This is a genomic window from Proteus hauseri, from assembly GCF_004116975.1.
Classification (GTDB): domain Bacteria; phylum Pseudomonadota; class Gammaproteobacteria; order Enterobacterales; family Enterobacteriaceae; genus Proteus; species Proteus hauseri.
On record NZ_CP026364.1, the window covers coordinates 176,320 to 191,252 of the forward strand.

Below are 14,933 nucleotides of genomic sequence, written 5' to 3' on the forward strand. Positions count from 1 at the left end.
TCTAAAAATTTAAATTTATTTTTCAGGATATTATTTTGAGTAATATCGTTTTTAATACATTTTTTAAAAATTATTTTGTCATATCTCACTATAATTAACAGTTTTGGCTCTTTTTTCCATTAAAGATTCATCAATTCTTAATCTGACTCAAAAGAGAAAAGAAAAAAGGCGCATTAGCGCCTTTTTTCTAACTATTATAGAAAATAAGAAAAATAGAAAACAAATTAATCATAGAAACGCTCATTTCGTTTAGCCATTTCAGTTAATCGTTCACAAGGGCGATATTTTTCACCCTGTTTTTCTGCTAGCTGATTAAGTTTTTCTACAATTTTAGTGGTTCCCATACTATCCATATAACGGAAAGGACCACCAAAGAAAGGAGGAAATCCAATACCAAAGACAGCGCCAATATCACCATCTCTCGGTTGTTTAATAATGTTTTCTTCTAAACAACGTACTGATTCATTAAGCATAAGCAATAAGCAACGTTCTGTAATTTCGGATGCAGATAATTGGCTCTTTGGCTTAATATTCAATAATCGATAAATCGTGGGATCAGAACGTTTTTTTGTTTTGCTTAATAACAATGGTAACCCATGACGCGCATAAAGATAAAAACCACGACCGTTCTTACGCCCTTTTCTATCATCAGCAATGATAGCATCTATGGCTGATGGTGAAGCAAATCGCTCACCAAATGCATCAACTAAAATAGGCGTGATTTTGGTTGCTATATCAATTCCCACTTCATCAAGCAATTGAATTGGCCCCACAGGAAAACCAAACTGAACTAATGCTTTATCAATATTTTCTATTGGTTCACCTTGAACTAAACAAGTTAATGCTTCGCTAATATAAGGAGCAAGGATTCGATTAACGTAAAAACCCGGTTTATCGCCTACAACAATAGCGACTTTTCCTTGTTTTTTTGCCAAGGCAACTGTCGTTGCAATAGTTTTTTCATCTGTTTGATCATGGGGGATCACTTCAACCAAGGGCATTTTTTCAACCGGGCTAAAGTAATGAAGCCCGATCACTTTTTCTGGATATTTTGCTGTTTCTGCAATCTTACTGATAGGTATAGATGATGTGTTAGAAGCAAAAATAATTTTCCCATCACCTATTTTTTCAATTTCAGCCACCATGCTTTGCTTTAAGGTAAGATCTTCAAACACTGCCTCAACGACAAGATTAGATTGATGAAAACCACTGTAATCTAATGTGCCTGATAATAACCCCATTTGACGCTGACGTTCACGAGGTTGTAATCTTCTTTTCTTCACTTTTGAAGAAAGGGCTTTCCAACTATAATTAAAAACCTGAGCAATACCTTTATCGCTTATATCTTTAATTCGTACAGGTAAATGTGCCTTTGTCACGATGACAAAAGCAATACCGCCCCCCATTAATCCACCACCTAGAATACCGATATGCTGTAAAGAGTCAGGTTTTTCATTAGAACCCGTTTCATTTTTTAATGCTGTAGATGCGAAAAAAAGGTGACGTAATGCGGATGAAACAGGTGTCATAGCTAATTCACCAAACGCATTTGACTCTTCTTTAAAACCTGTTTGAATATCTTTTTCAAGCCCTCGCTCTATTACATTCAAAATACGTTCAGCGGCTGGATAATGTCCTTTAGTTTTAGCTAAAATACGTTTTTTAGCTTGTCCAAATAAAATATTTCGCCCCAACGTCGTATTAGCCCAGAATTGTTCAAGTATTGAATGTTTTTTCTGTGTTTTTTTACCTGATAAAATCCATTTTGCGGCAACATCTAATAGAATATCTTGAGATACCACATCATCCACAATACCTAGTTTTAATGCACGTTTAGCATCGACTTGCTTACCGGTTAAAATTAAATCTAATGCTGCAGTTACGCCAATAAGACGAGGTAATCGCTGTGTTCCACCAGAACCTGGCAATAAACCAAGTTGAACTTCTGGCAAACCTAAGCGTGTTTTACTGTTATCAGAACAAATACGTCCATGACATGCTAAGGCTAATTCAAGTCCTCCACCAAGACATGCCCCATTAATGGCGGCGACAACAGGCAATGGATAGTTTTCAAGTTGAGTAAAAAGATCTTGCCCTGCTTTAGCCAAAGCACTTGCCTCTTCTTTTGTTTTACACCCAGCAATCATTGATATATCAGCACCTGCGATAAAACAGTCTGGCTTACCAGATGTAATAATTAATCCTTTTACTCCTGAATGCTGTTGCGCTTGTTTTAAAACATGTTGAAACTGTTCAACAAATTCGGCTTTTAAGGTATTAACTTTTTCACCAACCACATCAATACTAATAACACCAACTTTATCAGCGCGTACAGAAAATTGAAAAACAGGCAGTTTTTCTGGTGTGGCTGGTTTTGTTTGTTGTAAGTCCATTATTCCACCTCCAAAATCATCGCAGCACCCAATCCACCAGCAGCACAAGCCGTCGTTAACCCAAATCCACCGCCACGGCGTTTAAGCTCGTGTAGTGTCTGTGTAACCATTCTTGCGCCTGTTGCAGCAAAAGGATGTCCATAAGCTATGGATCCACCTAATACGTTGAATTTATCCATATCCACTTCCCCAATTGCTTTAGATAGTCCCAACTGTTCTTTGGCAAATCGTTCGCTACCAAATAGCGTTAAATTACTCAAAGTTTGAGCGGCAAAGGCTTCATGCATATCAATTAAGGTTAAATCGCTTAGTGCAAGTCCAGCTCTAGAAAGCGCTAAAGGTGTAGCATAAGAAGGCCCTAATAGCATATCTTTCCACACATCAATTGCAGTGAAAGCATAACTGCGCAGATAACCTAAAGGTTGATAACCTAAACTTTTAGCAACAGATTCTTTCATCATCAACACTGCCGCCGCGCCATCAGTAAGTGGTGTGCTATTTGCTGCTGTCACACTACCATGACGCCTATCAAAAGCAGGGTTTAATTTGGCATAAGAGTCTAATACAGAATTTTTACGGATATTGTTATCTTGATGAAAACCTTCTTTATAAGGAGGGAAAAATGCCGTCATTACTTCATCATTCAGTTTTCCCATTTCCCATGCTTTAGCCGCAAGTTGATGAGAACGATGAGCTAATTCATCTTGTGCTACGCGAGAAATATGATAGGTCTTCGCCATTTGCTCTGCAGTATCTCCCATGCGTAACCCTGTAGAATATTCAGCAACGCTAGGAGCAACGGGCAATAAATCACGAGGCCTTAATTGGCTTAAATAACTGAGTTTTTGGCCTAATGTTTTGGCTTTATTTAAACTGAGCAATACATCGGCGAGCTTTTTACTAACACCGATAGGTAAAACAGAAGATGAATCAGCTCCCCCAGCAATTCCAACAGAAACGTGGCCTGCGTACATACTTTCAGCAACATTAGCAATTGCTTGGAAACTGGTAGCACAGGCTCTGGTGACACTATAAGCATCCGTCTTAACGCTTAACCCCGCACCAAGAACAATTTCTCTGGCAATATTAGGGGCTTCTGGCATTTGTACAACTTGTCCAAAAACCAGTTGATCAATGATTTCGGGTGGAATTTCATTACGAATAACGAGCTCTTGTACAACGGTGCGCCCTAATTCAACAGCAGGGATCCCTCTGTATGCCGTCGCTTGTTTTGCAAAAGGTAAACGTAAACCACTTACAATAGCAATGCGATCTTTTACAGCACTGTTATTTGATGACTTCATAATGACTCCTGAAAAATTGATCCCACAACACCAAAGAGGTCTGACCTGACAATAGTGTTAACAAAAATTTCACTTATCAGAAACATCAATTTATGAGAACTGGGAGTTAGCACGCATTATTTCTTTCAAATGCCTGAAAGCCGCAAGTAATAGTAAAAGGAAGTAATAAATAACGATGAACTATATGAGGAGTAATAAGCGAGAGATAAAAAAGGCTGTTGATTATCAACAGCCTTAGTTTTATTTATTTTCAGTGGATTAACGTAATCCCAACTGGAAAATTAAGTTTTCAGCTTCACAAGAGAAAGTGAAGTCAGCAACTAATTGAATGCCACCATCAACTTCAGAAATTTTATGCGTTATTTGGCAAGGTTCTGAAGCGATTGATCGTGCTTTCGCACTCAATTGCTCTAACATTGCTTCAGCTTGTGCTTTATCAGAAAAGATATGCTCGTATGAAGCAGTACAGTTTTTATTATCGATAATGGTACCCACATCGACACAGCAGCAAGCAGCTGTTTCTTCTGCACTACAACGATTAATTGCGTTTGCCATTTTACTCTCCCAACGAAAGAAGTGTTAATTATCTATCATAATCGTAAAAAAATAAAATAAACTGCTTTAGCTCAAATTATTTTACACTTTTACAAAAAAAATTGATTTCTCTGTTTATTTAACAATCAAAAACATCTTTATTGGCACAGATTGTGAAAAATATGTTAATTGCATCTCAATTTTGACATCAAAACAGCAATATTAATAAAACATACTTGCAACATTTGTGGTATTCAACTTTATACTTAAGCAACTGGTCTGATTTGTCATAACGACAACCGCACCTAAAATCCAGCGCTTCTAATCAGAAGTTACTAACTTAAAAAAATTATGAGGGTTTAGGTCATGAACCGTAAAAACCTGTTTACTCGCACAGCACTAGCTGCCATTGTAGGAACTATTTCCTCTCAAGCAGGCGCTGCCGGTTTTCAGTTAAATGAATATTCTACATCAGCACTAGGTCGTGCGTTTTCTGGGGAAGGCGTTATTGCAGATGACGCAAGTGTAGGCAGCCGCAACCCTGCGGCACTCACTATGTTTGATCGCCCTGAATTTTCAGTGGGTGCTATTCATATTAACCCAAGCGTCGATATTAAAGGTAAATCACCACTCACTGGCACAAACACAAGTGCTGACGATATTGCACCAAGTGCACTAGTTCCTAACATTCACTTTGTTGCCCCTATCAATGATAAATGGGCAATTGGTGCATCTGGCACAACCAACTTTGGTTTAGCGACTGATTTTAAAAATGACTATCCAGCTGGTCTTATCGGCGGTAAAACAGATCTGAAAACCATGAACTTAAACTTAAGTGCGGGTTACCGTGTAAATAATCAATTCAGTGTTGGTTTAGGCTTAAACGCTCTTTATGCTGATGCTGAAATCACTCGCCATGTTGGTGAAGCAGGTAAAGTTTTAGGCGGTGCTCTTTCTCAAAGACCAGGAATGGAACAACTAGGTGGCTATTTATCTGGCTTGTCTCCAAGTGATCGTTTCGCCCAATTAAAAGGCGATGCATGGGGCTTTGGTTGGAACGCGGGTTTATTATATGAATTTGATGAAGGCAACCGCATTAGCTTTACTTATCGTTCAAAAGTAAAAGTAAAATTTAAAGACGGTGAATATCAAAGTGATATACGTGCAATTCCTGAACTTGAAGATATGGGCGTTGTAGGTACTGATGGTCAAACCGTTGCAGGTAAACTAGACCTTAATTTACCTGAAGTTTGGGAGTTTGCTGCTTATCACCGTGTAGCGCCTAAATGGGCTGTTCACTACAACTTTGCTTATACCAGTTGGAGTGCTTTTGAAGAATTAAAAGCAACTCGTAAAAGTGATGGGCAACAACTGTTTAAGAAAGAAGAAGGTTTCCGTGATGCATGGCGTGTGGCTTTAGGTACAACCTATTATCACGATGACAACTGGACATTCCGTACTGGTATTGCTTTTGATGATAGTCCAGTACCCGCGAACAAACGCTCTATCTCTATTCCAGACCAAGATCGTTTCTGGTTAAGTGCTGGTACAACTTATGCATTTAACAAAGATATGTCTGTTGATGTAGGCTTAGCTTACATGCACGGTAAAAAAGTCACTATTAAAGAGAAATTATCTGAAGACTTACCATTACCTGCTTACGAATTTGAATCATCAGGTAAAGCATGGTTATACGGTATGAACTTTAACTATCGCTTCTAATTATTCTTTTATTTTTACCAAAAAAATGGTCTTGAAAAAGACCATTTTTTTATTTATCAACATAAACACAATATTTTAGTCGATAGAATCCAGATCATCCTCAATCGCTTTCGCATTAGGATTATCACTAGGTTTTAACTCTCCACCATTTGCTATAAAGTCATTTCGTTGGAAATAAGCTTCGCGCATCATCAAATATGGATCTGATGAGTTTTGCAAAATAGCATCTGAATCGAGTAATTGAGCTCGCGTTTCTATTCCTTCTAATGCCCACTTTCCTGCAGACATCCAAAATGTAAGATAACTAAGCATAGGGTAAGTAACATCCGCTAAATCACCACCCTCTTCACGAACGGTAAAACTACCATAGCCCGGTAATACAACATAAGGGCCATAATCCATTCCATAATGGCCTAAAGTGCTACCAAAACGCATTGGAACTTCTTTTTCCATCGATTCTTTAGACATACCTGCGACATCAATTAAACCACCAATGCCAAAAACAGTATTAATCCAGAAACGGCCAAAGTGTTTAGCCCCTTTTTCAAAGTCGCCACGTAATATGCTGTTAACCATACTTGCAGGTTCTTCAAGGTTGCCTAAAAAATTAGATAAACCATTACGTGCTGGTGGCGGCACATAATCACGCCAAACAACAGCCACTGGGCGCAAAATATAAGGATCTAAAACATAATAGTTAAAATCAAACATCTGGCGGTTAAATCCTTCCAATGGATCGGAACGCCCTTCCCCATTATTAGGGGTATTTGCACATCCTGAAAGTAAGGCAATTGAAAGAGCAACACCGCACAGGCGATACTTCATAATGTTCTCCGCTCGTTATTTTATTATGAATAGCATCTATTTTGCATATCCATTAACTCTATACATAATACTGTCAATGTGCCACAAGTGGTACTTTTATTAGGTGTTGATCTTATAAGATAATTCGGTTTTTGGGTTTATCCTAACGAGCTAATATGAAAAATAAACTGTGTTTATTTAAATTCGCTATATTTTTTCTGGTTTAAACCTTCAGATGGCGCAGGATAAGAAAAATGCTGAGTTATAAGATCAAACTCAGCTTCTGTTGCTTGAAATGGATTTCCATTCTGTTGATTACGCTGTAATAATCTTTTCTTATATTCATTACTATCTATTTTCAGTATATGAAATAAGTAAGGCATTCTTGTATTATCAGCTAATAATTTCAACCAACTACGTTGGTTTGGTGTATTTGTAGGAAAATCCATTATAACGCGATTCCCCGCATTAAGAATATTTGCAATATGTACAGCTAAAGCATTTTTAATCAACTCACTTTTCTCTATATAGTTCGCGAGTGTCTTTATTTGATTAGGATAAAATAGTGATAACCACGTATCTTCATTAATTAATACTGTTCTTGGATGATTTGAAAGCGCTTTCGCTAATGTTGATTTTAACAAATCAGTGCCATAAGGATTATCGGTAACACAAAGTCATCGATTATCAATTAATTTAAATACATAAATAGCTTCTCTTACTGTATTAAAATCAGCACCATTAGACATTTTAGTATTCAAAACTGTTTCAACGAAAACGAGTGCACAATCTTCACCTAAAATAATCTTCACCTTACTTTGAGATACATAAAGAGAGTGATTAAAAAACTCAGTAATTGACATAAATACTTTTTTTAACTCTAGTTTTCCTGAAATATTTAAGTTTTCTTTTATAACTAACGTACCATTCTCAGTATAAAAATTGATAAAAAATTAAAATTTTCATCAGTAATAGTGTGATCAATATCAGTAATTAATTGAGTTAATAATATGTCATGTTGATTTTCTTTATATTCGAAAAATATATTTCCATAACTTTATGTCAGATAAGGCATCATAAAAAAACCGCTTATTTGACAGGTTAAGAATATAATTAACCCCTACCAATAAGTGATAGAAAATAATAAATATAAAGGTTAATATATACAACATAAGATAAATAACCTGATAAATAGATTGAAGTTAACCTAGCAATAAAATATTTCCACACAAGTAAGAAATTTATTATAAATAATTTTTAAGCCATAAAAACAAAGACTATTCTTATAAAAACGTTCTAAATTAGATATTATTTCAATAGCATATTTTCCTTTTAAAAAAACAGTTGTTTTTCATTATTATTATAGATGAGGTTATTATTTATATTGGCAACAGAAAGATAAATAATCCATTAATTTTGTTTTTTAAACAGCAGGATAAGGAACTGTCACATAAGGATATAAAAACGTCACCATCTCCCTTTAATGGTTTAACTATGCATTACAATGGGGATATTTATAAAATCACGAATAAGTATTTATCAACATTTTCCTGTATGAGTATCATTAGACTTTGGCACCGTCATTCTGAGATTAGTATAATTTTTCTATCTGATGCGTTCTCTCTATAATATCTATCAAACTTATAATTTTAAGTTACTGTATTTTAATTTATAGAGCTTGATATAAACTCAATAAGCAAACTCTATTTTCTTTTTTAAAATGATAAATTAATTATTATTAATACCGACTTAGCGCTATTTTTTATCAGTATGGTGGCTAAATACTTGTTGCTTTATTGCTGAAATATCAACTTCCTCTATATACTGAATAATGTTAGGAAAAAATGTTTCATGGTATCCGTATTCTTTTTTTCTTAACTCAGCAATAGCTTGCTCTTTTGTCCAATCTTCAAATACAAGACGATACATAGCAATAATTGCTCCTGTACGATCACTACCATGCCAGCAATGCACTAATACCAGCTCAGATGTGCTATTTATCTTACGCAACACCTCAATAACATCTGAGTTTGTAATGTTATTTGCATTCATTCTTACTTGAAAAATTTTGAGTTGAGTTCCTTCTACATCGTCATTATCGCTATGATATTGTCGTAAATTAATAATCGTTTTAATTCCTTGCAATTCGAGCCACTTCATTTCGCCATGAGTTGGTTGACCAGAACGATAAACCTGAGCTGAAACCTGATGAAAATTTTCAGGTGCTACAAGCACATCGCTAGAACGAGAACTGCATCCTATTAATAAAAAGAAATAAGTAAATAAAAAGAATTTTAAATACCGAGCATGATTGATTAGTTTTATATCCATATATTCTTAACCCTTTGAGTTGATTTGATTTATCAAAATACAATAGTTATTTTTACTTATTTTATTACAGCTATCATCCTAATTTTCAGCAAAACTTCTTAATCATAGTGTGATTTTTTATATTCTCAATAGGTTGATTGATGGATTAAATAAACTTCTTCACCATCAAACACCTCAGCTTACTTTCTATTAGTATAAAAACAGACTTATCATTAATTATTCTTATGTTTTTTTGGCTATTGGATAAAAACATAACTGTTTATTTTTACTGGAAAATTTATTAATAAACAGGTAGATACAAAACTAAACAATGGATTAGCTTGATTTGATATAAATATTAGAGGTAAATCATGTGAGCAAATAAAAAGGAAATGTAATTGGCGTTCCCTACAGACTTCACAAGCAATGATTATTTCGTTGATTTATAGTAATAAATTACTAAAATTTAAATATTTTACCCATTATTTTACCCAATTAGGGAGAATGAATTTGATTTGGAGATCGAACCTATGAGAAAGGTGATACTTTTATACCACCTACTCATTTTTAATTCCACACCCTGCTATACTCTCCAAAAACTAAATGGTTGTATGCATATCCACTACTGACCTAAATTTACATTAGTGCTAAACTCACCCATCAATTTTTATTATAAGATAATTTAATATGCTCCAGTTATTTGCACGATACTTTTCTGTTGGTGTTATTAACACGCTCTTGCATTGGGTCGTGTTCGGTATTTTGGTTTATTTATTTTCCACGACACAGGCCACTGCTAACCTGATCGCATTCATCATTGCTGTAACTTTCTCCTTCTTTGCTAACGCTAAGTTTACATTTAAGAAGAAAGCAACGGGTGGGAGATACATTGCATTCACAGTATTTATGGGTGTGTTAAGTTATCTGACTGGATTTATAGCCGATAAACTCAATGCAATGCCAATAATTACCTTAGTTGCATTTTCAGCAATTAGCCTTGTTCTTGGCTTTTTCTACTCAAAATTATTTGTCTTTAAAGGAATAGAGTAATGAAAATTTCTTTAGTTGTTCCTGTTTTCAACGAAGAAGAAGCGATACCTATTTTTTATAAAACGGTTCGTGAAAATGAAGAACTAAAAAAATATGACGTTGAAATTATTTTTATCAATGATGGTAGTAAAGATTCAACTGAAAATATCATTAATGCATTGTCGTTAGCTGATGAGCAAGTGGTGGCATTAAGTTTTACTAGAAACTTTGGTAAAGAGCCTGCACTTTTTGCTGGATTAGATCATGCCACTGGTGAAGCAATAATCCCAATTGATGTTGACCTTCAAGATCCAATAGAAGTTATTCCACAATTAATAGAAAAATGGAAACAAGGTGCTGATGTTGTTTTAGCAAAAAGAACTGACCGATCTACTGATGGTTGGTTGAAACGCAAAACAGCAGAATGGTTCTATAAACTGCATAATAAAATCAGCACACCAAAGATTGAAGAAAATGTGGGTGACTTCCGCTTAATGTCTCGTGAAACAGTTGAGAACATTAAATTGCTTCCTGAACGCAACTTATTTATGAAAGGTGTTCTATCTTGGGTTGGCGGAAAAGTAGATATTGTCGAATATTCTCGCGCTGAACGTTCCGCTGGCGAATCCAAGTTTAATGGCTGGAAACTTTGGAATCTTGCACTGGAGGGGATCACCAGTTTTTCAACCTTCCCTCTGCGCATGTGGACCTATATTGGCTTATTTGTTGGTGCCATTTCATTTGTTTATGGTGGGTGGATGATTATAGATAAACTTATTTGGGGAAACCCAGTTCCGGGCTACCCATCTCTGCTGGTTTCTATTTTATTTCTGGGAGGTATTCAGCTTATTGGTATTGGTGTGCTTGGTGAATATATCGGGAGAATATATGTTGAAAGCAAGAAAAGACCTAAGTACCTACTAAAAGATAGAAAGGGCTCACAATGTTAAAAAAAATAATATTTCCCATCACACTATTGATCATTTATTTACTGGTGTTGCGAATAGCATTAATAACACCAATGCATTCTGATGATTATGCATATTATAATATGGGAATTGGCTTAGAGGCTCATGTTAAACATTATTTTGGGTGGAGCGGTAGGGTTGTTGCTGACTATATAAGCTCAACAATATTATCGATAGACAATCATTATATTATTTCCATTATAAATAGTTTTGGCACCGTGTTACTTATTGCAAACATAGTCCTACTTCCAAAGTCAGCTCTAAAAATAAACAACATATCTAACTACTTCTTATCAGCATTATCTTTACTGATATTTATGCTTTATTGGGTTTCCAACCCAAACTTAGGACAAGTAATGTTTTGGGTTGTTGGCTCTGCAAACTACCTATGGACAACATTGATTATTATTTATTTCCTCAGAAAGACGCTGGAATCTCTACATGATGAAAATATAAACACCGCAAAATATTTGTATATTTTTGTTTTGGGTGTGATTGCTGGGATGACTAATGAAAACACCAGTTTAACACTAGTTTCCATGCTAATAATTACCATTATTTACAGAAAGATAACCAATGGTAAAATAGATCTATTGCTAAAGGTGGCTCTAATAGCATCATTTATAGGAATGGTAATTCTGATTGCGGCCCCAGGTAATTATGTAAGAGCATCATACTCAGTGTTTGTGTCTTGGAAAGAAGCACCAATACTTTATAAGATGTATATTTTTGTACATACATCACTGCAGAGCGTATTTGCTTCCATGTGGATAGCTGTGCTGTTTTTAATAATATCCCTCATATTCATTTCATTTACTGGGATTAATAATAAGTACAAACCATATATAATACTATTTTTCATAGCTTTAGTTATATCTAATTGCGTGATGATAGCAACCCCATACTACGAACCAAGGTCAATGAATGGTCCGTTTGTATTCATGCTATGCATGATTTCATTCGTTATTTATTCAATAGATTTAGGAAAGAAGGTTTTTATACCTATTTCTTTGTTATCTTTATTATTATTTTTCATTCCTTCCTATTTGGCAATAAATACTGCATATGCCAAAACATTTGAACAATCAAAAATAAGAGAGGAAATAATTGAAAATGGTAAAAAACATGGAATATCAGAAATAACGATACCAAAATATTATTTTAGAGGGTTAATGAGAAATGGAGATAAATTTGATACTTATCACTCTGGATCCATGGCTCAATATTATGGTGTTAAAAAAATTAATGCTATAGATTCAAAGTTTGATTACTCAACAATATATGAGTGTGATAATAAAGAAAAAACACTAACTATATATGGCATGTGTGCATATAGTTACTTTGATAGCATAACTAACAAATCCATGCTGGTTGTTGATACTACAAGATTAGACTTAGATAAAAATCTTATGTTCGTTTATTTAAATGATGGACGGTTATATAAAATAAACATACAAAACAACACAAGTGTTATTGGTGAAAAAAAATATACTAGCGACTCACGAAATAACATAAGTATTGATAACGTAAAAGATATTAAATTTTATTAGAAAATAAGGGAAGGATTAAACCCCTTCCCTTACTGCTATGACTCACTGATGTTAAGTGACTTCCAATCCTGAAATGTTCCTCTATTGAAACCAGTGTGCCTAAACAATAGTTTACTCCTATTTATATCAGCATTATCTAAATGCTCTGTAACATACAATGTGAATCCCTTCGGAGCTGGATTTGAAGATTGGTACCCAACAGCAACTTGATCTGAGCTTTTTATAGGGAAATTGCAAACTCTTGATGAACCACCAAATAAGTTAACTCCTTTGATACTATTCATGAATTTATTTGATTCAGTGAGCTCATAACATAATGATGCGCCATGAAATGAATTATTAATAAAGTAATTCCATTTTGCAGTATGACCCAACACCTGAATGCCAGTTTCACTTCCTCTTAATTTATTGTTACTGATAGTGCTATTGATGAAATTATATAAAGCTATCGTAGATACATCACAATTAGTCACTATTAACCGATTGGTAATACTTCCTGGTTGATAATATGATATAGCTCCATTTGATATCACCCCATCTATAATTGCATCAACAGTTGGTACGATTAATCTAACCCCACCAGTACCTTTCAGTGAAATATTAACACCAACCCTTGATTTTGATTTATTAAAATCAAAAGAGTAAATACTTAGCATTCTCTTTGTGTTCCTACATAACGATAATGAATTATGTAGCAGGTAATTATCACAATCCTTTATGACAATACTCCCAAACGTAGGATCTGAATCTGAACGAGACGAGTGATCTAGGTCTACATTAGGCTCCATTACTTTAAAGTGCTGACATCTCTCCACGAACACCCCGGCATCTTGCTGCCCTCTACAGTACGGTGATATAAATTCAAACTGCTGCGCACCAAACATTGCCATAACACCGTACTTACCACCAATAAATGTGTCACCAATAGACTTGCAGCCTATGCATTTAGCACCGACATAAAACCCACCTAGTTCAAGATTGCTAACCTCTAAATAGTATTTGTTATATAAAGAAAATACTCTCCGACACCCAGCGAATGCTGTAATAGCCCCATCGTGTAATAGGCTTCCGTAGCTAATACTGTATGACACACAACAATCAGTACACCCATAGGAATAATTTAAATTACCCAGTTTACTACGCTTAAATACACACCGAGTAAAGTTTATAGAATGTGAAGCATTGAATCTAATACCTGCATGGTCGTACAGATCAAAAAGAACCCCAACAAAATCAACATTAGATATATCTGATGCAAATATTGCAGCCCCCGTGGGGGTATTTTGCACATTACTTTTTATTATTCCACCTGTAACAGTGGTTCGATCACCTTCAATAAGAGTGATATATGAATCGTTGTATAATTCAAAACCAACTGGTTCACTAAGCGTTATAGTGTTTCCATCTATGGATTTTATAAAAAATACCTCTGCTGTATAACCTAACTCATTTTGGTTTTCAGAGTTATCTATGTACCACTGATCTGTTTGAATGAAAGGTCTGTGTATTTTTATCCATTTAGTTGATTCAGGAAGTGCTGTATCAATTAGCGTTATTGTACAACTTCCTTTATCAGCAGGTTTTACATGGATAATCTTGTCTTGTTTAAATTTAAGAGCATTATATTCATCAATTACTATAGCTCCAGTGTTATTCAGATTTATATGCGTTCCGTTAGGAATTGTTACATTTTTAATATGTATACTCATACCATCCGGAACATTAACCACCCCTGAATTTATAACGTCCTGAAGAGCCAATGATTCATCAGATCCGTCACCCTTTACGCCGTAATCTATTACTGATTTTATTTCTTTTAGTTTTTCAAATACTGATATTTCTTCATATCCTATTAATTTTGCACCATCATTTTTATTAAGGTCTCCTCTTAAAGTTGCGTCACTGACATTCAGCCATTTACCAATACCAACACCACCAGAACTATCAGGAGTTGAATCAACAGGAACTGATTTTGGTAACGCACCATCCCAGCGGTAATATTCCCCTGTAACTTCATTACGTAAGACTTGATTTGGCAATGTTATTTCTGCGCCTTTTTGGAACGAGTCTAAGGTAATGTATCCAAATTGAGATATTGCTTGTTGAGCAATCCAGCGCAACCCTTCGATTGTAAAATGCTCTTGCCCAAATCTATCGATATATTTGCTTTTCATTGACGTAACGAATTCGTCAATTTTACCTGAGTTAAATTTCAGGTCTTTCGCTGTTTCACTTGGAACTGGATTTTGTGTTGGAATTGTAGACATAATTTTTCCCAATAAAAAAAGCCAGCGCTTATGCTGGCTATGATTGAAATGA

The 14,933-nt window shown here is 35.0% G+C and carries 12 protein-coding genes; 4 read left to right on the top strand and 8 right to left on the bottom strand.

Going from position 1 to position 14,933, the window contains the following annotated elements; genetic code table 11:
• Positions 1-224: 224 nt before the first annotated feature.
• From fadJ to PH4a_RS00805, 3 genes are all read right to left on the bottom strand, one after another.
• Entirely contained in the window at positions 225-2,393 is a 2,169-nt protein-coding gene (gene fadJ, locus PH4a_RS00795; RefSeq protein ID WP_129037021.1) for a fatty acid oxidation complex subunit alpha FadJ, read from the bottom strand.
• Positions 2,393-3,697, bottom strand: coding sequence for an acetyl-CoA C-acyltransferase FadI (gene fadI / locus PH4a_RS00800; protein ID WP_129037023.1), 1,305 nt, complete (start codon positions 3,695-3,697; stop codon positions 2,393-2,395). The genes fadJ and fadI overlap by 1 nt, the downstream gene beginning before the upstream one ends.
• 258 nt (positions 3,698-3,955) lie before the next feature.
• Entirely contained in the window at positions 3,956-4,252 is a 297-nt protein-coding gene (locus tag PH4a_RS00805; protein WP_074379363.1) for a YfcZ/YiiS family protein, read from the bottom strand.
• A 345-nt stretch (positions 4,253-4,597) separates the two neighbouring features.
• On the opposite strand from PH4a_RS00805, the gene fadL reads away from it, so the two are divergent.
• A complete protein-coding gene (gene fadL / locus PH4a_RS00810) occupies positions 4,598-5,953 on the top strand; it encodes a long-chain fatty acid transporter FadL (RefSeq protein WP_129037025.1) in 1,356 nt (451 codons plus the stop codon).
• 75 nt (positions 5,954-6,028) lie between these two features.
• Here the strand turns inward: fadL and mlaA are convergent, their stop codons facing one another.
• From mlaA to PH4a_RS00830, 4 genes are all read right to left on the bottom strand, one after another.
• Positions 6,029-6,778: a phospholipid-binding lipoprotein MlaA gene (gene mlaA / locus PH4a_RS00815; protein WP_064720524.1), complete on the bottom strand. Its 750-nt coding sequence runs from the start codon at positions 6,776-6,778 to the stop codon at positions 6,029-6,031.
• Positions 6,779-6,951: 173 nt separating this feature from the next.
• Positions 6,952-7,401, bottom strand: a complete 450-nt coding sequence (locus tag PH4a_RS00820; RefSeq protein WP_129037027.1) for a P-loop nucleotide/nucleoside kinase family protein — start codon at positions 7,399-7,401, stop codon at positions 6,952-6,954.
• A 33-nt stretch (positions 7,402-7,434) separates the two neighbouring features.
• Entirely contained in the window at positions 7,435-7,620 is a 186-nt protein-coding gene (locus tag PH4a_RS00825; protein ID WP_129037029.1) for a hypothetical protein, read from the bottom strand.
• Positions 7,621-8,512: 892 nt separating this feature from the next.
• The gene (locus PH4a_RS00830) at positions 8,513-9,088 is read right to left on the bottom strand and encodes a fused DSP-PTPase phosphatase/NAD kinase-like protein (protein WP_129037032.1); all 576 of its coding nucleotides are present in this window, start codon (positions 9,086-9,088) and stop codon (positions 8,513-8,515) included.
• A gap of 666 nt (positions 9,089-9,754) precedes the next feature.
• Here PH4a_RS00830 and PH4a_RS00835 point away from each other — a divergent pair.
• The 3 genes from PH4a_RS00835 to PH4a_RS00845 are packed head-to-tail and all read left to right on the top strand — an operon-like array spanning position 9,755 to position 12,614.
• On the top strand, positions 9,755-10,117 hold the full coding sequence (locus PH4a_RS00835; RefSeq protein WP_099659828.1) for a GtrA family protein: 363 nt from the start codon (positions 9,755-9,757) through the stop codon (positions 10,115-10,117).
• Positions 10,117-11,046 carry a glycosyltransferase family 2 protein gene (locus PH4a_RS00840; RefSeq protein ID WP_129037034.1) on the top strand — a complete coding sequence of 310 codons (930 nt, stop codon included), beginning with the start codon at positions 10,117-10,119 and terminating at the stop codon, positions 11,044-11,046. The genes PH4a_RS00835 and PH4a_RS00840 overlap by 1 nt, the downstream gene beginning before the upstream one ends.
• Positions 11,040-12,614 carry a DUF6056 family protein gene (locus tag PH4a_RS00845; RefSeq protein WP_129037036.1) on the top strand — a complete coding sequence of 525 codons (1,575 nt, stop codon included), beginning with the start codon at positions 11,040-11,042 and terminating at the stop codon, positions 12,612-12,614. The genes PH4a_RS00840 and PH4a_RS00845 overlap by 7 nt, the downstream gene beginning before the upstream one ends.
• 35 nt (positions 12,615-12,649) lie before the next feature.
• Here PH4a_RS00845 and PH4a_RS18095 read toward each other — a convergent pair whose 3' ends face one another.
• A complete protein-coding gene (locus tag PH4a_RS18095) occupies positions 12,650-14,881 on the bottom strand; it encodes a tail fiber/spike domain-containing protein (protein WP_164971514.1) in 2,232 nt (743 codons plus the stop codon).
• Positions 14,882-14,933 lie beyond the last annotated feature (52 nt).

What these genes read in the sequence shown, in the direction of transcription:
- PH4a_RS00835 (WP_099659828.1), top strand. Translation starts at nt 9,755, where the DNA reads ATGCTCCAGTTATTTGCACGATACTTTTCTGTTGGTGTTATTAACACG.
- PH4a_RS00805 (WP_074379363.1), bottom strand. Translation starts at nt 4,252, where the DNA reads ATGGCAAACGCAATTAATCGTTGTAGTGCAGAAGAAACAGCTGCTTGC.
- fadI (WP_129037023.1), bottom strand. Translation starts at nt 3,697, where the DNA reads ATGAAGTCATCAAATAACAGTGCTGTAAAAGATCGCATTGCTATTGTA.
- mlaA (WP_064720524.1), bottom strand. Translation starts at nt 6,778, where the DNA reads ATGAAGTATCGCCTGTGCGGTGTTGCTCTTTCAATTGCCTTACTTTCA.
- PH4a_RS00840 (WP_129037034.1), top strand. Translation starts at nt 10,117, where the DNA reads ATGAAAATTTCTTTAGTTGTTCCTGTTTTCAACGAAGAAGAAGCGATA.
- PH4a_RS00825 (WP_129037029.1), bottom strand. Translation starts at nt 7,620, where the DNA reads ATGTCAATTACTGAGTTTTTTAATCACTCTCTTTATGTATCTCAAAGT.
- fadL (WP_129037025.1), top strand. Translation starts at nt 4,598, where the DNA reads ATGAACCGTAAAAACCTGTTTACTCGCACAGCACTAGCTGCCATTGTA.
- PH4a_RS00845 (WP_129037036.1), top strand. Translation starts at nt 11,040, where the DNA reads ATGTTAAAAAAAATAATATTTCCCATCACACTATTGATCATTTATTTA.
- fadJ (WP_129037021.1), bottom strand. Translation starts at nt 2,393, where the DNA reads ATGGACTTACAACAAACAAAACCAGCCACACCAGAAAAACTGCCTGTT.
- PH4a_RS00830 (WP_129037032.1), bottom strand. Translation starts at nt 9,088, where the DNA reads ATGGATATAAAACTAATCAATCATGCTCGGTATTTAAAATTCTTTTTA.
- PH4a_RS18095 (WP_164971514.1), bottom strand. Translation starts at nt 14,881, where the DNA reads ATGTCTACAATTCCAACACAAAATCCAGTTCCAAGTGAAACAGCGAAA.